A 21,598-nucleotide genomic window follows, 5' to 3' on the forward strand; every position below is an offset into this window, starting at 1 on the left:
TCAGAACTCGTAGGTGACGCCGGCCGTCGGCGCTTTCCCCTCGTCACCGTCCGGTTCGTAGGCGTCGACGGCGGCGACGATGAGTTCCTGGACGCCACTCTCGTCCCAGCGGGCGGTGTTGATCGAGAGGTCGTAGATCGATCGATCGTCGATGTCGATGCCGTAGTACTCCTGGTAGCGCAGTCTCTCGCTCTCGGCGCGGGTCTGCGTCTCCTCTCTAGCCTCGGCGACCGGCTTCTCCTCGCGGTCGGCGATTCGCTCGGCTCGCACGTCCAGTGGTGCGTCGAGCCACAACTTCAGGTCGGCGTAGTCACCGGCCATCCAGCCGGCCAGCCGGGATTCGAGGACGAGATCGTCTTCCTCGCGAGCGGTCGAGCGCAGTCGCCGGTCGAGGTCGCGGTCGATCTGGTCGTCGGATTCGGCCTGCTGGTTCAGTTCGACCAGCGAGACGCCGCGTTCCTCGGCCAGCGAGCGAAAGATGTCGCCGCCGCTGACGTGGTCGTATCCGAGCGCCTCGGCGAGGTTCGCGGCGAGTGTGCTCTTGCCGCTACCCGCCGGTCCGGAAACGGTGATCAACATGTATCGACTGGTGAGGGCGCGAATAAAGAGGCTGTCTGTTTCCGGTCGCGTTCGCGGGGTCGGCTACCCCGTCGGCGAGGTCTGGACGTTCAGTGCCTTCCGGAGCAGTTGGCTGAAGCCGAGCGAGCACAGGAAGTACCAGAGGATCCAGGCCTGGAGCGGTCCGAGGACGCCCTGTTGCCAGTTCGAGACCTCGCCCACCAGGGGGAGGACCATCACGGTCTCTGCGGCCTCGATGTGGCCGTCGCGGATCATCCAGTACATCCAGAGGAAAGCGGGGATCGTCAGCAGCATGATCCACACCATCGGCCGGAACTGGGCCTTGAACATGCCCAGCTGATCGCCCATCGCCTCCATCTGCTCTTGCTGGATCTCGTCGAGGGCTTCGTCGTCGCCACGCTCTTTGGCGGCCTCACGGCGGTCCTGCAGATCCTGCATCTTCTCCTGGTACTTCCCCATGACTTCCGAGTCCATGAGGTTGTCCTGGAGGAGTGTCGACCAGAGCCCGGTCATGATCGCCAGCACGAGGATGACGACGTAGAACGGAACCACGTCGTTGAGCGGTCCCAGGACGATGTCGATCGTGCCGCCGACGAGTGACCGGATATCCTGTTGCATGTAGCCGGCGAACAGGCCCACGGTGACCAGGGCCGCGCCCTTGTCGTAACTGGTCCAGTTGACGCCCTCGTCGTCGCCGTCGCCGTCGCCGCTGGTGGCCGCGGCGGTCTCGACGCTGTCTTCGCCGAGCGCGTCGCGGATCCCGTCGGGGTCGCTGAGGACGAACCCCGCTCCGTCGGCGTCGACCAGCAGCCCCTTCTCGATGAGCCGGCCCCACTGACCGCTCGTGAGATCGTCGCTCACGTCGGCCCAGGAGACGGTCCCCTGCTCCTCGGCGACGGCGAGGACAGTCGCCAGTGCGTCGGTCATGTCCTCGCCCTCGCTGGCGAGCGACTCTACTTTCTGGGCGGTACGTGCCATTCGTGTACTACTCTACAGCGGCGAGCCCTTATCAACGTTTTACTCGACGCGCGCGTCGATGGCGTCCTGGATGTCGGCCCAGACCTCGTCGGGGGTCTGCTCGCCGTCGATGGCGACGAAGGCGTCCTCGCTCTCGTAGTGGTCGATCACCGGCTGAGTGTTCTCGTCGAACACGTCCAGTCGGTTGCGGACGGACTCCTCGTTGTCGTCGTCGCGCTGGATCAGGTCGCCGCCACAGTCGTCACAGACGCCGTCTTCCTCGGGCGGGCTGAACTCGACGTGGTAGTTCGCGCCACAGTCGTCACACACCCGACGACCGGTGAGCCGGTCGACCAGTTCCTCGCGGGCGACCGACAGCGAGAGAATCACGTCGATGTCGGTCATGTCTTGGAGTTCCTCGGCCTGTTCGAGGTTGCGCGGGTAGCCGTCCAGGACGAACCCGTCGGCCTGGCTGAGTGCCTCGTCGACGATGGCGTTGACGACTTTGTCCGGGACGAGGTCACCAGCGTCCATGTACGCGCCCGGCGTGTCGTACTCCGTGTCCATGTCGGAGATGTCCATCTCCTTGTTGCCCCGGAGCGCGTCGCCGGTCGTGACGTGCTCGACGCCGTAGCTCTCGGCGATGTTGCTCGACTGTGTCCCCTTACCCGCACCTGGCGGACCCAGAATCAGGATTCGTGGTGCTGCCATACCCGGCGATTCTGCGGGGTGCAATAAATGATTGTCCAAACCGTTCTCCGAAGCGCTCTTTGAGGTTCGTTGTGACGGACCGGCATGGACGAGCGAGTACGACGGACGCTCGACACCTACGAGTCGGTCGCCGAGCGATACGCCGAGGTTCACGACGACCGCGAGAAGGTCGCCGACATCGTCGCACGCTTTCTGGACGTGCTGGGCGGGGTTGGCTCAGAAACGGACACCAAGGCGAGAGTCCTCGACGTTGGCTGTGGCCCCGGATGGGAGACCGCGACGTTCGAGGCGCGCGGCATCGATTCGGTCGGCCTCGACCTCACAACTGAATTCATCGCAGACGCCAGCGAGCGCGCGCCCGCATCGGCGTTCCTGCGGGCAGATATGCGGTCGCTCCCGCTCGTGAACGGACGGTTCGACGGGCTTTGGGCCTGTGCCTCGCTGTTGCACGTCCCCAGAGCGGAGGTACCGGAGACACTCCGAGAATTCGCCCGCGTCCTCACCGACGACGGGGTTCTGGGAATCACGATGAAACGTGCGAACTCCGACCAGTCGACAGCATCGCCCTACGAGACCGACGACCGCCACTTCGAGCGCTACGAACCCGACGAACTGCGAGCGTTCGTCGCCGACGCTGGCTTTGCGGTGACCGACGCGATCACGTCCGAGCGCTGGACCTTCCTCGTCGCTCGCCAGTGACACTCCAACTGTCCGTACGAGTGCGCCCGGCGTGGCGGTGTCGACGCTGGACTGTCGCCCTCCTACCGCTGGCTGTCGTTTCGCGAACGGATTCTCCACCCAGGGGTAGCGAAATCGCTCACAGATTGACAGCCAGTAGTCTTACTCCGTCAGCGGGAGCACGATCCCGAAGACGAACGGCGAGAGCAGCGCGACGAGAACGCCCAGGATCTCGGCGTCGAGCAACAGCGTCTCCTCCCAGCCCGGTAGCTGCCCGACGAGCGCGTGTGCGAGGAGTTCGATCAGTGCTGCCAGTGCGAACAGTCCCGCACCGAACAGGAACGATCGCTTCGTCCAAGTCGAGTAGTCGATGCCGCGATGGGACGCCATATCGTTTCCCGGAACGGCATCGTTCAAAAACGCATCCACTCGCGCGCAACTCGACGGACGCTGTGACTCGTTCGACGCGTTCCGGTGTTTCGTCGGTGTTGCTCCGGTGTGAGGACCCTCGTTTCTTACGAGGGCACCGGAGTAGGGGTCGAAAGTAATATCCCCGGCGCTGTGTAGGGAGGGATATGAGCACTCCACCGGGGGAGTACTACACGGAGGAACGGTGGCAAAACTGGATCGACCGCCTCGACGAAGAGGAGATCGATCCGGAAGACGAGGATTCCGCTCGCCTGCTGTTGAATCTGCAGGACGATGCGGCGATCGCCGTCGCCAAGATCATCACCGATCACGACGACGAGTTGATCGATCAGGACACCGCGCTCGAGGAGATCGCGGACATCCGCGCGATCGTCCTCGAAGAGATCGACCTCGACGACGAGGAGACCGTCATGCTGATCGACGGCGTCCAGACCTCCCTCGTCTGTGTCTTCTACGCCGCCGAGGAGTATATCGCCGAGGGCCCCGCCGAGGAGGGAACGGTCATCGACTACATCGAGGCCGCGGCCGACGCCGAGGCCGAGGAGGACCTCGACGCGGCGCTCGGTTACTGCGTCCAGGCCGGTACGCTGGTCATCGACGGCGAGGAACTCGACGTGGACGCGGCCGCGGAACTCGAGTACGGACTGGTCTCGGAGTGGGCCAACGGACTCGATAGCCTCCAGACGGCAATGAGCGACCCCGAGGTCGTCGAAGAAGACGAAGAGGGCGACGCGTAGTCGTTATCGTTTGGATCATAGCTGCGGACAGCTTTTTTACCGGGTACTGACAAGGACGGGCAATGCGACTCCGGGACGACGACCGCGCCCAGTCGGTCCAGATCGGAGCGGTGTTGCTGTTCGCGATGCTCGTCGTCGCGTTTTCGAGCTATCAGGCCTTCGTCGTCCCGAACCAGAACCGCGCGGTCGAGTTCAACCACAACCAGGATATTCGAGACCAGATGCAGGATCTGCGCAACGAACTGGTCTCGATCCACGGCGAGACGGCGACCAGATCGGTGACGCTGACGCTCGGGACCCGCTATCCCGCCAGACTCGTCGCCGTCAACCCCGGGCCCGCCTCGGGGACGATCCGCACCAGCGAAACCGCGGATTCCGGGGCGAATCTGACGATCGAGAACGCTACCGCCAGCGGTGAGACCGGCGACTTCTGGAACGGCACGGGTCGGCGCTACGACACCGGCTTCCTCGTCTACCAGCCCAGCTACAACGTCTACGGACAGGCACCCGAGACGGCGTACGAGAACACGGTCCTGTCGAACCGCTTCGCGGACGAGAGCCTGGCCGCAACAGGCCAGACGATGATCGACGGCAAGCGGATCAGCCTCGTGACGATCAACGGCTCTCTGAGCCGGACCCAGGCCGGTTCGACGAGCCTGGACCTCGAACCGGTGAGTACGTCGACGACGACGGTCGCGGTGTCCAACGACTCCTCGAACGTGACACTCTCGGCGGCGACGCAGCTGTCCGAGTCCGAGTGGGACGCGCTCCTGGCGGACCAACGCGACGAGAACGGTGGTCACGTCCTCGACTACGAGGTTCAGACGATCGCTGGCGCTCGGTACGATCGTCTGTCGGTCACGCTCGAACCGAACGTCTCCTACCGGCTCCGCATGACGAAAGTCGGGGTCGGGAGTCAGGTCACCGCGGAAGACGAGGCGTATCTCACTGACGCCGCAGGCAACGCGACGCGACTGGAAACTGGTGATACGACGACGGTGACCCTCGAACTCCGGGATGCGTACAACAACCCCGTGACGGACGGGCAGATCAACGCGTCGGCAGAGAGCGGGACGCTCTCCCCCGACCAGGTAGCGACCGACGAGAACGGACAGGCGACGTTCACCTACGACAGCACCGGCGTCGCCGGTGGGCAGTGGGTCGACCTGAAGTTCAGTGCCGTGACGGAGCCGACGACCTCGTTCGACGGGACGACGCCGCGCAACGTCACGATGCGGGTCTACGTCGAGAGCGAACCGTCACGTTCACCATCGGCTGGCAGCGGTGCGTACAACGTCACGTGGCTGGACCCGTCCGATCAAACCGGGATCGACTGTCCGAACGGAGTGGACAATCCCTGTACGCTGGACTTCTCTCAGACCTCCGAAGCGACGCTGTCGATGGCGACAGACCCGATTGTCGACGGCGGAGCGGTACAGTACGCGACAAACGATACGCAGGTCGGTACGGTGTCTGCTTCGGGAACGACGAATGCCGTCGGGGAGAACTCGACGACGTTGACACCGGTGAACAACGGAGGGGTGACCGTATACACGTCGAGTGGCGGGGGAGGCGACCGTCTGAGCTTGGAGATCATCAACAGGGCCACCCTCGTGTACAACGACGACGCCGTGACTAACGACGGTCCGGATACGGACAGCGTCGCTGGCGGAGTGAACTTCTCCGTCACGAACGGTTTCGGCGAGAGCGTCACGATCACCGATGTCAGGATAGCGCCGGCGAACAGCGCTATTACGACCCTCAGTGACGACGTGTTCCCGAACGACGAACCCTTGGCGAGCGAGGTGTACGTCGCCGCGGACCTGTCCGATGCCCACGTCGATTACGGCGGTGGAACCGGTGTTCCGCGAACCGTGGACCTGGACACCGACGGGCAAAGCAACGACGGGAACGCACAACTTTCGGACGGCGCAACGGCGACGTTCTACCTCTACGAGTTCACCGACGGCACCTCATCGGTCGACATGAGCGGCGAAGACGTGGAGATCACGGTCACCTACCAGCCAGCGAGTGGCGGAACCGAGACGAAGACGTTTACCATCACGCCAACCGATGGGAGCGGCGGAGGGGGTGGCGGCAGTTCCGCGCCGTCGGCGACCATAACAAGCGCGACCTACAGCGCCGGGTCCTCGCCGCCGAGCGACCGGTACGACGTCACCGTCGACGTCTCAGACGTGGACGGCGACCTCGACCGCGTCGAGTACGAATTTGTCGATTCGTCGGGCACGGTTGTCGACACGGCGACGGACAACGGTGTGAGCGGATCCAGCGACACCTCGACCGAGCAACTGGTCGCACGGACCAACGAGCGCGATAGTTCGTATACCATTAGGGTGACCGTCTACGACTCCGCATCTAACACGGGGAGCGACCAGACCGTCGTCCCGGGTAGCGGCTGACCGACCGATCGGTGTCTCCCGAGCTACCGATCGGAATGTGGATGCGTATTCCACTGACCGTCAGCAGTACCGTACTACGACACTGACTCCCGTCACACGACAGCATTTTCTCGACCCAGACGACGGCAGCTTCGTAGAAACGAGCGACAGGCTCACACTCTGTCGCCGACCGTCGGTCGGCTCGCCCTTGCGGAGTGTGCATATATTCGACGATCGTCGAAGTGATAGTCGACAGTATCTTATACGGCGGCGGTAACTCTCAGTGTATGACAACGGTCGGTATCGACGCGATCGAGATTCGGACGGGCAAGCTCCAACTGGACCTCGCGGAGACGTTCGCGCCGGCACAGGACGAAGACCCCGGCAAGTACACGAAGGGGCTCGGTCTCCACGTCTCTTCGTTCCCGGACGTGTACGAGGACATCGTGACGATGGCGGCCAACGCGGCACACCGGCTCATGGAACGCAAGGGTCTGACGCCCGACGACATCGGCCGGATCGACGTGGCGACGGAGTCGGCCTTCGACAACTCCAAGCCGGTGTCGACGTACGTCGCCGGCTGTCTCGAACAGGTGTACGACGAGGACTTCCACCACGCCAACAAGGGCGAGCGGAAGTTCGCCTGCATCGCCGGGACCCAGAGCCTCGACGACGCCTACAACTGGATCCGCGCGGGCCGCAATCGCGGCCGCAAGGCGCTCGTGATCGCGACCGACACCGCGCTGTACGCCCGCGACGACCCCGGCGAGGCGACGCAGGGTGCCGGCGCGGTCGCGATGATCGTCGACGAAGACCCCGACTTCGTCGAGCTGTCGACCGACCAGGGCTTTGGCAGCGCCGACGAGACGGACTTCCTGAAGCCCAACCAGCAGTTCCCCTCGGTCGACGGCAAGCGCTCGATGAAAGTGTACCTCGCACGCATGCGCGAGGCGATGGAGGACCTCGAACGCGCCGGGGTCGAACTCCACCCCGACGACTTCGCGCTGATCCCGTTTCACACGCCGTTCCCGGGCATGGTCCGCAAGGCCGCTGCTCTGGGCTATCGCCACGTCTGTCGTGACACGGACGTCGAACTTGAACTGGCCGAGGAAATCGGCCGCCAGCCCCGCCGCGAGGAGTTCAAGACACAGGAGCAGTTCTTCGACGCCATCGAGGAGTACACGGACGCACTCACCGAGACGGAACGCTACGAGGACTGGTACGCCGACACGATCGAGCCGACCCTCGAAATCGCCCGCGAGGTGGGCAACTGGTACACTGGCTCCGTCCACGTCGCCCGCGTCGCCGGCCTCAAACACGCACTGGAACACGACCGAGATCTGACCGGGGCCCAGCTCCTCGTGGTCTCCTACGGCTCGGGCGCACAGGCCGAGATCCACGCCGAGACAGTCGCCGACGGCTGGAAAGCGGAGATCGAGGCGCTCAACGTCGACGACCAGCTCGACCGGCGCTACGACATCTCCTTCGAGGAGTACGAGCGCATCCACGACGTCCACAACCACGACACCGACGACTACGCCGACGTGGAGGAACTCACCACGCCAAGCGAGGAGTTCGTCTTCGACGGCTGGGGCCGGATGGGCGAACGGAAGTATCGCTACGTGCGGTAGGCAGTCGGACGGATCGAGAGCGGAGCGAACGATCCGTTTTTTTGCCCACGTTTTTGCAAGGGGGAACCCGAAGCGAAGCGAGGGTACTCCCGCAGGAAAAAGGTGGGTAGCGGGCCGGATGGGCGAACGGAAATACCGATACGTGCGGTAGGCAGTCGGACGGGACGCGAACGGAAGTATCGCTACGTGCGGTAGGAAATTCGACGGATCGAGAGCGGAGCGAACGATCCGTTTTTTCGGTGTCGGGTGTGCTCGCGGATGCCGGTTCGCGACCGGGGAACCACCACCGATTATTGTCCGCCGGCTGAAGAGGGGCGGTGATGCCCTCCACTCGACGACGGTTGCTCGCGTCTGCCGGATTCGCACTCGCTGGCGCTGTCGGCGGCCCCGTTGCCGGCGCACAGTCCGAGTCGCCCCCCGAACCGGTCTCGTGGCCGATGGCCCGCTACGACGCGGCTGGCACGGCCCACCACCCGTCCGCGACGGGGCCGCGTGGCGAGGTCGAGGTCGCCTGGAGCCACGAGTCGACGGACTGGTTCCAGGGAACCACGTCGCCGATCAGCGTCGGTGGCCGGCTCTACGCGGCCGGGGGCGGCCTGCTCGCGCTGGACCCGGAAAACGGAGAGCGGGCCTTCGGAGCCTCGGGGCCCTATCAGTCGAGTCCCGCCCGTGCCCCGGCCGCTATCTACGAGACGGCGACGCTGGCCGTGACCACGCCGACGGAGGTCTTCGGCCTGAACGAGGGCGGCGGGATCGGCGTGCCCCTGACGGACGAGCGTCTGGGTGTCGAGCGGTGGCGCGGGCCGGGTTCGAAGCCCGGCTTCTTCGGCCCCCCGGAACCGCCGTCGCCGGTCGTCGCCGACGGGACGATCTACAGCCCCGTTCCGGCGGGAGACTCGCTGGTCGCGCTGGATCCCGCGAGCGGTGGCATCCGCTGGCGGGTGGCGTTCGACGACGAGGAGACGAGTTCGTCGTTCCAGCGCCCGGCCGTCCGGGACGGGTTCGTCTTCGCGACGGCCTGGCCCGGACAGGTGTCGGCCTATCGCGCCGAGAGCGGAGTCCGGGAGTGGCACCGCAACCTCGACGAACAGATGATCAGCTCACCGGTCGCGACGGCGGAGGGCGTGGTCGTTCAGACTCGCGAGGATGTCCGGTTGCTCGACCCGGCCGACGGGCGTCTCCTGTGGGACACCGACCTCGACGCGAACGTCACCGACAGCGTCCCGGCGGTCGCCGACGGGACCGTGTTCGTGGCCGACCAACTGGCGTCGATGCGCGCGCTCGACCTCGCGAGCGGCGAGGTGCTGTGGACGACGCCGTTCGACGGCAAGACGGCTCCCGTCGTGGCCGACGGCGTCGTGTACGCGGTCCGCTCGGGGTTCGAACTGGTCGGACTCGACGCCGCGAGCGGCGAGCGACTGTTCACCTACCGGCCCTCACAGATGCCACTGTCGCCGCCGATCGTCGGCGACGGACGGCTGTACGCCGCCAACCGAAAGCGCGTGATCGCTCTGGAGGAGACGGCATGACGCCAGAGTCAGACGGCGGGACGGTCGTCGACGACGGTGCCGTCGACGAACGGTCGTCGTCACCGCAGACGACGGTGACCGTGCTGCGGGCCGCCCTGACGGAACTCCGGCGGGACCCCCGGCTGCTGGGTCCGTTCGCCGTCGCCGGGTTCCTTGTCGCACTCGCAGACTGGCTCCGGCAGTGGGACCCGATCCCCGTCGCGACGCCCAACTGGATGGTCGAGACCGTCAGCCTCCAGTACTCGGTGTTCCCCCGCGGGACCGCCCGGACCGGCAGACGCATCGGTGCGGTCGTGGATCTGGAGCTGCCGTACCTCCTGGGTGCAGTCGCCCTGGAAACCGCCGTCTTGCTGGCGATCGGCGCGGCCGGGTGGCTGACGATGACGCGCGCCCTCGACGGTCAGCGAGACCGCGGGTCGCTGGCTCGCTACCTCGCGGTGCTCGTCACTGTGACGGTCGTTCTCGGCGTGTTCGGTCCCGCCGAGTTCTCGCCGGGGAGCGTCCCGCTGGGACTGCTCGTCGTGTTCGCCATCTCGTTCGTGGTGGTCTCGCTGTTCCCGTTTCCCGGATACCTCGCCGTCGGTCTCGGCGTCCCGGCGGCACTGCGGGCGAGCGTCGCGACGGCGCGCGGACAGCGCTTCCGGCTGTTCGGTCTCGTCCTCGCGTTCGGTCTCGCCGTCTGGGGGCTGGCGCTGGTCCCCGTCGCCGGTGGATTCCTGAGCACGGCGCTCGTGGCTCCGGTCCAGGCCGTCTCGATCGCCGTCTTGCTCCGGCAGTCCGGGCCGGTGTCCGCCGAGTGACACCGGGCACTCGCCGGCCGTCCGCCCTCGCTCAGCGGAGGAGCCAGTCGAGACTGGAGGCACACGTGTAGCTCCCGCCGGTGCCGTCCGATTCGAGCCTGAGTTCGTGCTCTTGCTCGCGCTCGGTGCAGGTGCGGATGTCGGTGTGGACGTGGCGCTGGTCGTCGCCGAGATCCTCGACGACGTAGATCGTGACGTTCCCCGGGGTCCAGGCCTCGACCGTCGTCGTCACGTTCTCGCCCGGCTGGACGGTGTGGCGCTGGCTGGGGACGCCGTCGTCGGCTATCGTCACGTTCCGGAACTCGCCGGGCCAGTAGAGCTGTTCGAGCGTCGCGAGTCGGCGGTCGCCGTCGTCGGTCGTAACGGCGAAGTTCAGCTCCATCACGGACTCGGTCTCGGCGACGGTGTAGGCGGTCACGCGGTGGGTGGAGTCTGCCTGGTTCTCGATCGTCAGCTCGGGCGGGGCGTCGATCACCCCTCCAGCGACGACGGAGAGTCCACTCAGAGCGAGCAATCCGACGAGGAGGGCGGTCGTCGTTCGGGGGGCCATGGTGTCGGCGACGAAGGGGGAACTAACGGTTCTTTCGCTCGCGGCGCAACCGACTTTGCCGGCGGTGCCCAGTGGACCACCGTGTACGACTACCACGCCCACACCAACTACTCGGACGGTCGGTACATGTTCCACATGGCCCGGGCCGCGGCGGCGGCGGGGATCGACGGGATCGGCTTCACCGATCACTGCACCGTCACCGAGCGCGCGTTCCGCCGCGAGGAGCGAGCCCGCTACGGGTTCAACCTCGACGAGACCTACGAGCGCCGACGAACGGGGATCGAGTCGCTGCGCGCGGAGACCGACGTGGCGATCTACGACGGCGTCGAGATGGATTATCACCCGAGCGACGAGGACGCGATCGCCGACTTCCTGGCCGAGGCCGACTTCGACTACGCGATCGGGAGCGTCCACGAACTCGACGGCGCGAACGTACAGGTCCCCTCGAACTACGCCGGCCGCTCCGAGGCAACACTCGACGCCCTCGTCGACGAGTACTTCGACCGTCTCGTCGAACTGATCGAGTCCGAGCTGTTCGACGTGGCCGCCCACCCGGACCTGATCGAGCGGACGCCGCCGCTGGCCGGCCGCGCGACCGAGGAGCAGTATCGCCGCGTGGCGGCGGCGTTCGCCGACTCGCGGACGATCCCCGAGATCAACGCCGGGCGTGCGCTGACCGATCTCGACCTCGTCCACCCGACGGCACCGTTCCGGTCGGTGCTGGCCGAGTACGACGTGTCCGTCACCGTCGGTTCCGATTCGCACACCCCCGATGAGATCGAGGCGCGAGTACCCTTCCTGCGGTCGTTCTTCGAGGAGGCAGAACTCGATCCCGTCGCGCCGCCCGCACTCCAGTAGCGCCTACCGGAGTTCCCGCAGCCCCGCCAGCATCTCGTCCATCTCGGCGTCCGCGATGGCGAGCGAGAAGCCGTCGATGCGAGCGAGATCGACCGCGTGGTCCCAGAGGGCGTCGGATTCGAGTCCGTGCAGGACGACCGCGTTGGGCGTCGGCGTCACGACCCGCAGCGCGACCAGCGGCGACTCGCCGCGAGTCACGTCGGTAAACACCAGCGCCCGGTTGGTCGACTGCCCGTAGAGCTGGTAGAACTCGTCCGACGAGAGCCGCGTGATCGCGGCGATGGAGTTGATGACGGTGTGGCCGGCGACGGTGTCGGCGTCCCCGCCGACCAGCTCGGTGGCCCCGATGGCGTCGTAGAACTGTGCCAGCGGGACGTTGGCGGCGTACTCGCCCAGATCGTGGACCACGTCGGAGTCGAAGCCGGCCGAGAGGACGCGAGCGTGCTGGCGGATGTGTTCGCCGCCGCGTCGCTCGTCGATGTCAAGCAGCGCCGAGACGACACGCCTGACCACGCCGATGCCGGGGTTGTCGCGCCGCCCGCTCTCGTAGTCGGAGACGACCGAGGGCGACACGTCGAGCGCGTCGGCCAGCCCCGTCTGGCTCACTTCGAAGTCCGTGCGCCACTTGCGGACGGTCTCGCCGGGCGCGTCGCTGAGCGCGATCTCGCCCGCCATCTTCTCTGCCAGTTCCGCCCGCGGTCCCCGAACCATACCTCACCGTCTACACGGAGACGATCAAAAGCGTACCGGAGCCGCCGTCACCGACCGCTGCTCGGGAGGGTCGCCCCGATCCCCGCACCGATCGAGCCGAACACGAGTGGGTAGACCAGTCCGGCGAGCCCGATCGCCGGCACCAGCGTCGGCCCGCCCGACGAGGAGTCGACGGTGACGGTAAAGAGGAGGGTTCCGACGATCGCCAGCGGGAGGTAGCCGGCCGTGACCGCGCCGCCGGTCCGCAACGCGTCGCCCACGTCGCTCGCGTCGGCCATCCGGGCACCGAAGAGGCCGGCCGCGATCAACAGCGCCGGTGGGAGCACGTACAGGACGGGCGACAGCGCGTCCCCCTGTGCGATGTAGTTGAGGACCTCAGTGCCGCCGAGAAACGGGATGTCGATGTCGATCGTCGTCGTCACGCCGTGGGCGTTGTAGAACACCCAGCCGACGAGCTTCCAGGCGACGCCGCCGTCGCCGACCGCCTCGACGATCTGGTTCAGGCTCGACTCCTCGACGGCGGGGCCACTGAGGACGTACGTGAAGACGTAGCCCAGCACGTACGCCCCGATCCCGCTTCCGGCGGCCGGTCCCAGCTCGCGAACAGTTTCTTTCATGCCGTTCGCCCTGCGAGCAGCCACGGTATATGTCTTTGGGGCCGCGAGGCAAACACTGATGCCGACGACGGCGAAAGCGACCGTATGGCAACGAGCGCGTCGCTGACCGAGCCGTCGGTCCTCGCGTACACGAAACGCGAGCTGTTTCCCGGCGACGATCCGGACGGCTACGTCGTCGCGGACACGCAGTTCGCCCAGGAGCGGTGGGTCGACCGCCGCCCGATCGCCGAGGAGACGAAGGCCGCACTCGCGCCGTTCAATCACGTCCAGGTCGGCACCGGCTACCCGGATCTCGTCGGCGTCGGACCGCTGGACGACGACCTGCTCGCGGTCGACCGGCAGGGCGAGCGGCCGCCGCTGGTGGTCGTCGAGGCCAAGGGCTACTCCGGCGGGACGGTCGACGGAGAGCGTGCCGTCGTCCAGGCACACGACCGACTCGACGAGGCCAACGTCGCCTTCGTCTCGGCACCGCTGGCGTCGATTCGAGACGGCGAGCGCACGCTGGCGCGCGAACTGAACGTCGGCGTCCTCGGCGTCACGGAGGGCGGGCGTGTCGAGGTGCTCGAACGGCCCAGAGTCGTCGGGAACCGGACCGACGGCGAGGCCGGCGCGATCCGGTTTCAGGCCGGTGCCCAGGGCGTCGCCGAGAAGAGCTTCGGGCTGAACCACCCCAAGAACTACCTGGCCTACCCGCTGGCGGTCGCACACGACGGCGAGACGGACCGACTCGTCGCCGACCACGTCGTCGGCGCGGTCGACGCGGCCCGCCAGGGCGCGGCCTTCCTCGGGCTGGTCGACGCGGAGCCCCAGCCGACGCTGACGCCGCTGGGTCGGGAGGTCGTCCGGTTCGGACTCGACGCGTTCGGGACGCTCGCGGCGGCGCTGGCCGACTTCGAGTCGTATCGCCGATCGCGAAAGCGGTTCGTCGACGTCGCCCCGCGCTGGGGACAGGTCGCTCGCCGCGTCGTCTACGCCTACCCGGCGACGACGCTGCTGGTCGAGGAACTCCAGCAGATGCACGACGACGGCATCGAGGCCCCCTCGCTGGTCGAACTGGTCGAGTGGCTCCACGCCCACCACCCGACGTTCACCGTCGAACTGTTCTTCCGTGGCGACGAGACGGTCCGAGAGCGCGTCCTGACCGAAGGCGGCGATCTCAGGGCAGCCGCTCTCTCGGCGGGGAGGGTCTATCACTCGCCGACGGTGTTTCAGCTCAAGGCGATGCTGTACCACGCCGGTCTGCTCACGGATCGCGGGGCCGAGCCGTCGAAGCTCGATCCAGAGCGCGACACGTGGGCGCTGTGTCACCCGGTCTGATCGCCGGTCGGGAACGTCGTCACCGTCTCGATACCGTCGGGCGAGAGGCGGACCCGCTGGTTCGGTGCCACGTCGTCGAAGGTCCGTTCGGTCCCGTCGGGCCACGTGACCGTGATCGTCACGTTGCCCTCGCCCGCGAGGCCGACGTGGCCGACCTGGCTCTCCTGTGAGAGATAGTCCGTCTCCGAGTACTGGACGACCTGCTGGGTACTCTCCTCGCCGGTCACGGTGACGGTCGCGCCCAGCGCCGTCTCGCCGGTCTCGTCGACGGCCCGGAACTGCAGGCGATCCGTGTCGCTGGTGACCGTGTTCTCGTAGACGGCGAACCGGTCGCCGTAGGCGGCCGAGATCACGTCCTGATCACCGTCGTTGTCGAAGTCGAGCGCGACCAGGCCACGCCCGTCGGTCTCGGGGAGTCCCCGCTCGTCGGCCGCGAGGTTCTCGAACCCCTCGTCGGTCCGCTCCCAGAGCATCGGGAAAGTGTAGTGTGGATCGTCGGGGTCCAGCCGGAACACGTTCTGGGTCGCGTGCATGAGGTCGCGGTCCCCGTCGTTGTCGAAGTCCGTCGCCGTCGCGGCCCACCCCCAGCCGCCCGTCTGGACGCCCAGGGATTCGGCTCGATCCTCGAAGGTGCCGTTGCCCCGGTTGATCATCACGGTGTTGCCCTTCGTCCGGCCCGAGTGGAAGGCGAACGTCGACATCCGTTCGAGCAGCTCGTAGCGCTCCTTGGACATGTTGTCCCGGGAGATGGGTAACTCGATGTTCGTGACGAACACGTCCCGACGGCGGTCGCCGTCGAAGTCAGCGACCTCGGCTGACATTCCGTTGCGTGCGGTCGCCCCCTCCAGTTGTCGCTGGCTGAAGGTGCCGTCGCCCTCGTTGACGTAGAGCACGTCGGTGTTGAAGTCGTTGGCGACGTAGATGTCCGGTCGACCGTCGCCGGTGAGATCCGTGGCGGTCGCGGCCAGACTCCAGCGGTTGCCCTCGATGCCGGCGTCCTCGACGCGCTCGAACTCGCCGCCGACGTTGCGATAGAGGTAGTTGGGGTAGCCGTTGTCCGACGTGAGGGTCTCGTTCAGTGCGCTCTTGCCGGCCGGGGTCTTTTCGAGCCAGTCGCCAGACTGGTAGAGGAACAGGTCGACGCGGCCGTCACCGTCGAAGTCGGCCGGGGCGGCCCCGAGCGGGTGGGTGACGTTCCCCAGGCCCACGTCGTCGGGCTCGAACGATCCCTCGTCGTTGTGGAGCGCGACGACGCCACCGCCACGGGGCAACAACAGGAGGTCTTTCCAGCCGTCGTCGTCGTAGTCGACGAACGTGGCGCTCTTGAACTGCCGGTCGTACTCCGGCAACGCTCCCGAGCGACTGAACTCGCCGCCGGTGTTCTCGAACAGCACCGGCCGCTCGCCGCCGACCGCAAGCACGTCGTCCCAGCCGTCGTTGTCCACGTCGGCGACGTAGACGCCCGCGTTGCCGTTGCCGGCACCGCCCGCCACGTCGTCGCTGTAGTTCAGCCCCACCTCTCCGGTCACGTCCTCGAAGCCGATCTCGCCGCCGGTGTCACCGCTTTCTCCCATCTCGGCGATCGAGGTGCAGCCGGCGGTCACGGTCAGGAGTGCGACGACGGTGACCGCCAGCGTCCGTCGGTCGATCATGGTGTCGGGAGCGCGCGGTCCTCGCGCGCGGGGACGAGAATCGCCGTCCGTCCCTTCGTTTCGAGGTAGTCGACGATCCCGTGTTCGTCGTCGTCGACGTCGAAGTCGTACTCCTCGGGCTCCATCGCCCGTCGGGTGGTGACGAAGTCCTCGATGTCCTGCTGGATCGAGGTGAAGTTGAAGTCGACCGGCTCGGGGGCGTCCGTCGCGACCCCCTCCGAGCGCCGCAGGATGAGCGGATCGAACGAGTCGTCACGGATACTCGCCAGCTTCTGTGAGTGGCCGACACGGTCGTGTCGCTCGGCGTCCTCGGCCATCCGATCGACGTCCGTCTCGGTGATCGAGCTCTCGCTGCCGAGCTTGTCGGCGGTCTCGCCGATCTCGTCGGGGTCGTGAGCGGGACAGAACATCTTCTCGGTGCGGTCTTCGAGGTCGCCGCTGTCGTACCACCGATCGAGATCGATGTGCAACCGACCGACTGCCGCGGTCGTCCCACCGGCGAACGGTCCCGAGTCGATCGTCACCGCCGCTTCGCTGGGCTGGGAGTCTTTGAAGCCGGAGCGAAATCCCATCGAGAGGGGGGCGTCGTCTGGCACGTCGTCCTGTTCGACCTCGTCGGCGACCAGCCCCTGTCCCACGACGCCGGTGCGGCGCGTCGTCCGTTCGAAGATCCCGGACAGGGTCGCGTCGAACGTGACGCCGTTGAGCTCGTCGATCTCGCCCCACAGCGCTTCCTCGGCACCGATCGTCAGCGAGCCCAGATCGCTCGTCAGGAACAGAACTGCGTCGAACTCGTCTGCGTGTTCGGGGTCCTCTCCGATCGATTCGAGGAGTGATTCGGGCGACGTGATCTGCTCGACCGAGCTCCCGAGCCGATCGAAGTACCGGCTCGTGTAGCCCAGCATCGTCAACAGGCCGTCGTTGATCGCCGCCGACGGATCACCACCGGTTCCCCACCTGACGGCCGTTTCGAGCGTCGAGAGCGCCGCCTCGACTCGCTCGCGCTCTGCCGTCGTCGGCGGCACCGAGCCGACGTAGGAGAGTCCCAGAATGACCTGGTGCTGGGGCAGCGACGTGTTACCGTGTGCCCCGTGGACGAGGTACTCGTTCCACTCGTGTTGCCCGTCGGGCAGCGACGCCGTGTCGGTGCCCGACGGGAAGCGACCGCCGCCCGTGTCGGTCGCTCCCCCCTCGTCCAGTTCCCGTTCCATGCACGCGGCGAGTGCGGCCGTCCCACCGATCGCAACCGCCGACCGAACGAAATCGCGGCGAGAGATCCCTCGCATACGGTCGGATGACATTGACTGGCATTACCTTCACACCCTGATAATTCTTTCGCGAAGACGCTGTCATTTCGGTGTCGCCGAGTGAAACGAACTGGCTTTCGACCGCAGATCTCCTCGTTGCCCACCAACAGTGAACGATGCCCCCGACAGTACGGACAATCACACCTGAGACTGCGTACCGAGCGAGGTTCCGTGCCATCCGTCGGGTCAGTTTCGGAGCGGCGACAGATTCCAGCGACGAACTGATCCAAAATCATATATGTAATGGTTTGCCAACCATAGGCCATGACAACGGACGACCGTGGTGGCTGCGGTTCGCGGGCGACGCGGCGGCGTGTACTCGAATCTCTGGGTGGGACCGGAGCGGTGGCGCTGGCCGGCTGTTTCGGATCTGACGGGGCGACGACAGAAACCAGCACCGACGACTCGGTGACGATCGGACTCTCCTCGCCCGAATCTGGTCGCTACTCTCCGATCGGCGACCACGAGCGGCGAGGGTTCGAGCTCGCCGTCACCCATCTCAACGAGGGCGGGGGCCTGGTCAGCGGTGAGGGGTTCGCCAACCTCTCCGGAGACGGCGTACTCGACCGGACCGTCGAGACCGCCATCGCCGACACGGAAGGCGACGCCTCGACGGCCGAGACGAACCTCCAGCAGCGACTCGGCGACGACGAGCTGGCCATGTTCACCGGCGGCGTCGCGGGCAGCGTCGTCACGACACACCGGGATCTGGCGGACGAACACGAGACGCCGTACTTCGTCGGCACGTCGACGCTGAACCAGCTCACCGGCGAGAACTGCTCGCCACACGTCTACCGCGAGCTGTTCAACTCCCGCACGCTGGCCCGTGCCCTCGTCCCGGAAGTCGTCGCCGACATCGACGGTGCCCAGTTCTTCTTCCAGGTCAGCTCTGACACGATCGAAGGACGCGACCTCAAGCAAAGTATCAACGGTTACGCGACCGCGAGCGACCTCGACTTGCGGCCCATCGGTAGCACGACGGTCCGGTCGGGCTCGACCGACTTCGAGCGCCCGCTCTCGGAAGCGGCGAGCAACAGCGTCGACATCGTCTTCCTCGATCTGTTCGGCCTCGACGCCGTCAACGCGATCCAGCAGGCCAAAGAGATCCTCCCCGAGGACGCGGTCATCGTCGTCCCGCTGCTCACCCAGTCCGTCGCGGATTCGCTGGGCGAGCGGGTCGAAGGTGTCTACGGCACCGTCGGCTGGCACGAGAACCTCGGGACGCCGCTGTCGGGCAAGTTCGGCGACGCCTACCAGAGCGAGTACTCGGGAACGGTGAGCACCACGGCGCTCGTCCCACCGGGTCCCGCCCAGAACGCGTACGGACAGGTCCTGTTGTGGGCCAGCGCAGCAGAGGCCGCCGGCACGTTCGACGCGGACGCGGTCCGGTCCGAACTCGAAGGGTTCGAGTACGCACTCGGTGCGGGTGCAGAGACGATGCGGGCCTGCGACCACCAGGCGATGCGAGCCGTCCCGGTCGTCCGTGGCAGTACCGAGACGGACTCGGTCGGGAACTACTTCGAGCTGCTGAACGGGCGGCGAAATATGGAGCCCGGCTGTGACGAACCGCCCGCGTCGGCGTGTGAGCTGTAGGCACGCACAGTCGCTCCCCGCCCACACGTCGCCGTCGGGACGTGACTCGCTCTACGTGTCATCGAGAGTGTCCCTCCGAGAGCGTCCCGTCTCATACGACCGGCTGTCCATCTGTGACCGATTTCGCCACCCCGGGGTGGCGAAGCTCGTCACGAAGTGACAGCCGGCAGTATCAGTCGCTCCCGGTCAGATCGGAGAACAGCGATTCGAAGTTGTCGACGTTCTCCGAGAGGTGGTCGACCTCGTCGGCCAGTCGCTCCACGCGAGCGGTAATCTTCGCGTACGCCCCGCTCTCCTCTCGGGCCTTCGGGTTCATCTCGGATTCCAGTGTCGCCTGCTTCGAAAGGGCCGCGAAGTACGCTTGCAGGCGGTCGTCGTACGCGTCCCGGCGCATCATCGCTTCGACCGTCTCTCGGAGATCCGCCCCCGTGACTGGCTTCGTGAGGTAGTCGTCGAAGGGCATGTCGACGATGTCGACGTCGGGATCGACGGCCGTGACCATCACGACATGACAGTCGAGTCCACGCTCTCGGACCCGTCCCAGTACCTCGTCCCCCGAGAGCCCCGGCATCTGTCTGTCCAGGAGGACGATGTCGACCGACTCGTCGGCGTCCTCCAGTGCCTGAGCACCGTCGTACGCGACGCTGGTTTCGTACTCCTCGTCGAGCCACATCGCGTACAGATCTGCAACGTCGCGTTCGTCGTCGACGACGAGGATCTCGGGTGTCTCGGCTTCCGTCTCCAGTTGCACGCCAGATGCCTCCGTTCGTTCGTCGTCCCCCCGCCACATACTGTCGTCAATTTCGCCATATCACAGATAAACCTACCTGCCGGATTATCGCCCGTGATTCTGGATAGCCGGCCGGCTCACGCCCAGTCTCTCCGATCGCCCCGATCCACCATCGAGATCGATCACACGGAGGCGGTCTCGTTCGGCGCTGGCGACGACACGACATTGATACGGCGTCGCCACGCAGTAAGCACACCGATGACCGATCCCGAAGCAATCGAGACGGTCGTCGTCAAGGCCGACGAGATCGTCACCGCGCTGGAGGCCAGCCAACGGGGGACCCGGACCGTCCTCCGTGTCACCGCTCCGTTCAGTGCTCGCATGCGGGCACGCATCCACGTCGAACAGCCCGGTGACGGCGACGACGACGCACAGCTGTTGCTCTCGCCGCACGTGCTCCTCGACGACGATTGTCCGTCACTGCCCACCTCGGACGAGACCGCCGAGCGACTCAGGTCCCGGTCCGACGAACAGTACTCCGTCGAGCACCACCGCGAAACACACGAAGCCGCCCTCGAAGAGTGGCGGTCGACGATCCCAGACCACGTCGTCGACGCCGTCGAGCTCCCCGCTGCCGGCGGCGCGGTCTCGGTGGCGCTTCTCTCGGCTGCGGACCGAGAGTGAGCGAACCGCCGTCGCTCGATAAGCCGACGTTATAAAACGTCTCCGCGGATTTCGAGCGGTCGTAAAACGTTCGTACGCACTTCGTACCAGCGTGAAATGAACTGAAACAGTCCGAAGCCTCGACCGGTTATATGATGCTCTCGGTCGTGGTGATCGATAGGTGTCCCCGATGTCAAGCTCGACCAACAACGACCTTCGATCGTCGCTCCAGTCGGTAAGCTCGGTGAGCGAGGTTGGTAAGCACGTCTTGCCCCCGATCCGGGCGTTCGCGTTCTGGATCGCCATCGCGCTCCCCTTCCTCTATCTCCCGCTCCTCGCGGTTGGCCTCTCCAGCCAGACCCAGACTGGCGCGTTCCTGACCCTCCTGCTGTGTAACGCCGTTGCCCTGCTCGTCGGCCACAAACATCTGCGAGAGTGAAACACCGTCGCCGCCCCGCCATTCATGACAGATAGTCTGTAATTCGGGCAGTATATTTAACACGTACGGACACGTAATACTTGTATGGCCGCATACGGCCGGCCGTCACTTCGAGACTTGTTCGACGAATCGCCGACGCCCCACATCGCGCACCCGCCGCGCACACACCACCGAGACTTCTACGTCGCTACCGACGGCTCGTATCGAGAGTCGTCTGGCGGACTCGGGGTCGTCATCGAGACGCGGGACGGGGAGCGCGTCGCCCGGCTGTCGCTCCACGACGGCGCGCCCGACAACAACGTCGCCGAGTATCGGGCGCTCCACCTCGGGCTCGATCTCCTCGCCGCTCGGGCACCGAGCGACGCCACCGTCGGCCTCCTCATCGACCACGACGACCTCGCGGCCAACGTCAACGCCGCGATGCTCGCCGTCAAGAACGCGCAGTTCGACGCGAGCCACCCGGTCTCGATCCCGCGCTCGACCGGGCTCCACTGGCGTGGCATTCGCGCCCGCATCAACGGCTTCGACGAGGTCAGAGCCGCACGGATCGCCAGCGGATCGAACCCGGCCCACCCGCTGGCCAACGCCCCCGACCAGTACGCACACGTCAACGACGAGCCGGCCCGCTGTGTGCTTCCCGAGACGCCGACCGTCGACGAGCAGGTCCCACCGCCCTCGCGCTCGAACCGCGGCGGCGCGAGCGACTGACGA

At 66.3% G+C, this 21,598-nt stretch carries 22 protein-coding genes; 12 read left to right on the forward strand and 10 right to left on the reverse strand.

What is annotated here, in order from left to right; translation table 11 throughout:
• From cmk to AC5FRZ_RS05675, 3 genes are all read right to left on the reverse strand, one after another.
• Positions 1-579: a (d)CMP kinase gene (cmk, locus tag AC5FRZ_RS05665; protein ID WP_153552852.1), complete on the reverse strand. Its 579-nt coding sequence runs from the start codon at positions 577-579 to the stop codon at positions 1-3.
• Between the two features lie 63 nt (positions 580-642).
• Positions 643-1,557 carry a DUF106 domain-containing protein gene (locus AC5FRZ_RS05670; protein WP_153552853.1) on the reverse strand — a complete coding sequence of 305 codons (915 nt, stop codon included), beginning with the start codon at positions 1,555-1,557 and terminating at the stop codon, positions 643-645.
• 39 nt (positions 1,558-1,596) lie between these two features.
• Positions 1,597-2,247, reverse strand: coding sequence for an adenylate kinase (locus AC5FRZ_RS05675; RefSeq protein ID WP_493564124.1), 651 nt, complete (start codon positions 2,245-2,247; stop codon positions 1,597-1,599).
• An 84-nt stretch (positions 2,248-2,331) separates the two neighbouring features.
• On the opposite strand from AC5FRZ_RS05675, the gene AC5FRZ_RS05680 reads away from it, so the two are divergent.
• Positions 2,332-2,946: a class I SAM-dependent DNA methyltransferase gene (locus tag AC5FRZ_RS05680; RefSeq protein WP_493564125.1), complete on the forward strand. Its 615-nt coding sequence runs from the start codon at positions 2,332-2,334 to the stop codon at positions 2,944-2,946.
• A 141-nt stretch (positions 2,947-3,087) separates the two neighbouring features.
• Here the strand turns inward: AC5FRZ_RS05680 and AC5FRZ_RS05685 are convergent, their stop codons facing one another.
• Positions 3,088-3,315 (reverse strand): DUF7860 family protein, encoded by a 228-nt coding sequence (locus tag AC5FRZ_RS05685; protein ID WP_493564126.1) that lies wholly within the window; start codon positions 3,313-3,315, stop codon positions 3,088-3,090.
• Between the two features lie 185 nt (positions 3,316-3,500).
• Between AC5FRZ_RS05685 and AC5FRZ_RS05690 the strand changes: the two genes are divergently transcribed.
• The 5 genes from AC5FRZ_RS05690 (at position 3,501) to AC5FRZ_RS05710 (ending at position 10,450) form a co-directional block, all read left to right on the forward strand.
• Positions 3,501-4,091 (forward strand): DUF2150 family protein, encoded by a 591-nt coding sequence (locus AC5FRZ_RS05690; RefSeq protein WP_208628781.1) that lies wholly within the window; start codon positions 3,501-3,503, stop codon positions 4,089-4,091.
• 62 nt (positions 4,092-4,153) lie between these two features.
• On the forward strand, positions 4,154-6,511 hold the full coding sequence (locus AC5FRZ_RS05695; RefSeq protein WP_493564127.1) for an Ig-like domain-containing protein: 2,358 nt from the start codon (positions 4,154-4,156) through the stop codon (positions 6,509-6,511).
• Positions 6,512-6,777: 266 nt separating this feature from the next.
• On the forward strand, positions 6,778-8,121 hold the full coding sequence (hmgB, locus tag AC5FRZ_RS05700) for a hydroxymethylglutaryl-CoA synthase (protein ID WP_493564128.1): 1,344 nt from the start codon (positions 6,778-6,780) through the stop codon (positions 8,119-8,121).
• Between the two features lie 320 nt (positions 8,122-8,441).
• The gene (locus AC5FRZ_RS05705) at positions 8,442-9,650 is read left to right on the forward strand and encodes a PQQ-binding-like beta-propeller repeat protein (protein ID WP_493564129.1); all 1,209 of its coding nucleotides are present in this window, start codon (positions 8,442-8,444) and stop codon (positions 9,648-9,650) included.
• Positions 9,647-10,450 (forward strand): hypothetical protein, encoded by an 804-nt coding sequence (locus tag AC5FRZ_RS05710; protein WP_493564130.1) that lies wholly within the window; start codon positions 9,647-9,649, stop codon positions 10,448-10,450. The genes AC5FRZ_RS05705 and AC5FRZ_RS05710 overlap by 4 nt, the downstream gene beginning before the upstream one ends.
• A gap of 31 nt (positions 10,451-10,481) precedes the next feature.
• On the opposite strand, the gene AC5FRZ_RS05715 is transcribed toward AC5FRZ_RS05710, so the two are convergent.
• Positions 10,482-11,000, reverse strand: a complete 519-nt coding sequence (locus AC5FRZ_RS05715; protein ID WP_493564131.1) for a hypothetical protein — start codon at positions 10,998-11,000, stop codon at positions 10,482-10,484.
• Positions 11,001-11,081: 81 nt separating this feature from the next.
• Here AC5FRZ_RS05715 and AC5FRZ_RS05720 point away from each other — a divergent pair, with 81 nt between their 5' ends.
• The gene (locus AC5FRZ_RS05720) at positions 11,082-11,858 is read left to right on the forward strand and encodes a PHP domain-containing protein (RefSeq protein ID WP_372479372.1); all 777 of its coding nucleotides are present in this window, start codon (positions 11,082-11,084) and stop codon (positions 11,856-11,858) included.
• 3 nt (positions 11,859-11,861) lie between these two features.
• Here AC5FRZ_RS05720 and AC5FRZ_RS05725 read toward each other — a convergent pair whose 3' ends face one another.
• Together AC5FRZ_RS05725 and AC5FRZ_RS05730 are read right to left on the reverse strand one after the other, a co-directional pair.
• Positions 11,862-12,569: a helix-turn-helix domain-containing protein gene (locus AC5FRZ_RS05725; RefSeq protein WP_153552862.1), complete on the reverse strand. Its 708-nt coding sequence runs from the start codon at positions 12,567-12,569 to the stop codon at positions 11,862-11,864.
• Between the two features lie 47 nt (positions 12,570-12,616).
• Complete coding sequence (locus AC5FRZ_RS05730) at positions 12,617-13,186, reverse strand: DUF7978 family protein (protein WP_493564132.1); 570 nt, start codon at positions 13,184-13,186, stop codon at positions 12,617-12,619.
• A gap of 84 nt (positions 13,187-13,270) precedes the next feature.
• On the opposite strand from AC5FRZ_RS05730, the gene AC5FRZ_RS05735 reads away from it, so the two are divergent.
• Positions 13,271-14,503, forward strand: coding sequence for a hypothetical protein (locus AC5FRZ_RS05735; RefSeq protein WP_372479371.1), 1,233 nt, complete (start codon positions 13,271-13,273; stop codon positions 14,501-14,503).
• Here AC5FRZ_RS05735 and AC5FRZ_RS05740 read toward each other — a convergent pair.
• A complete protein-coding gene (locus AC5FRZ_RS05740; RefSeq protein ID WP_493564133.1) occupies positions 14,491-16,155 on the reverse strand; it encodes a CRTAC1 family protein in 1,665 nt (554 codons plus the stop codon). The genes AC5FRZ_RS05735 and AC5FRZ_RS05740 overlap by 13 nt on opposite strands.
• The gene (locus AC5FRZ_RS05745; RefSeq protein WP_493564134.1) at positions 16,152-17,456 is read right to left on the reverse strand and encodes a DUF7405 family protein; all 1,305 of its coding nucleotides are present in this window, start codon (positions 17,454-17,456) and stop codon (positions 16,152-16,154) included. The genes AC5FRZ_RS05740 and AC5FRZ_RS05745 overlap by 4 nt, the downstream gene beginning before the upstream one ends.
• 270 nt (positions 17,457-17,726) lie before the next feature.
• Here AC5FRZ_RS05745 and AC5FRZ_RS05750 point away from each other — a divergent pair, with 270 nt between their 5' ends.
• Positions 17,727-19,055, forward strand: a complete 1,329-nt coding sequence (locus tag AC5FRZ_RS05750) for a substrate-binding protein (RefSeq protein WP_493564135.1) — start codon at positions 17,727-17,729, stop codon at positions 19,053-19,055.
• 172 nt (positions 19,056-19,227) lie between these two features.
• Here the strand turns inward: AC5FRZ_RS05750 and AC5FRZ_RS05755 are convergent, their stop codons facing one another.
• The gene (locus AC5FRZ_RS05755; RefSeq protein WP_493564136.1) at positions 19,228-19,845 is read right to left on the reverse strand and encodes a response regulator; all 618 of its coding nucleotides are present in this window, start codon (positions 19,843-19,845) and stop codon (positions 19,228-19,230) included.
• Between the two features lie 198 nt (positions 19,846-20,043).
• Between AC5FRZ_RS05755 and AC5FRZ_RS05760 the strand changes: the two genes are divergently transcribed.
• From AC5FRZ_RS05760 to AC5FRZ_RS05770, 3 genes are all read left to right on the forward strand, one after another.
• Positions 20,044-20,469, forward strand: coding sequence for a DUF8009 family protein (locus tag AC5FRZ_RS05760; RefSeq protein WP_170093790.1), 426 nt, complete (start codon positions 20,044-20,046; stop codon positions 20,467-20,469).
• Between the two features lie 169 nt (positions 20,470-20,638).
• A complete protein-coding gene (locus tag AC5FRZ_RS05765; RefSeq protein ID WP_170093791.1) occupies positions 20,639-20,887 on the forward strand; it encodes a DUF8028 family protein in 249 nt (82 codons plus the stop codon).
• Positions 20,888-20,971: 84 nt separating this feature from the next.
• A complete protein-coding gene (locus tag AC5FRZ_RS05770) occupies positions 20,972-21,595 on the forward strand; it encodes a ribonuclease H (RefSeq protein ID WP_170093792.1) in 624 nt (207 codons plus the stop codon).
• Positions 21,596-21,598: the final 3 nt, after the last annotated feature.

The sequence above is a fragment of the Halomicrobium sp. HArcht1-1 genome, from assembly GCF_058933285.1.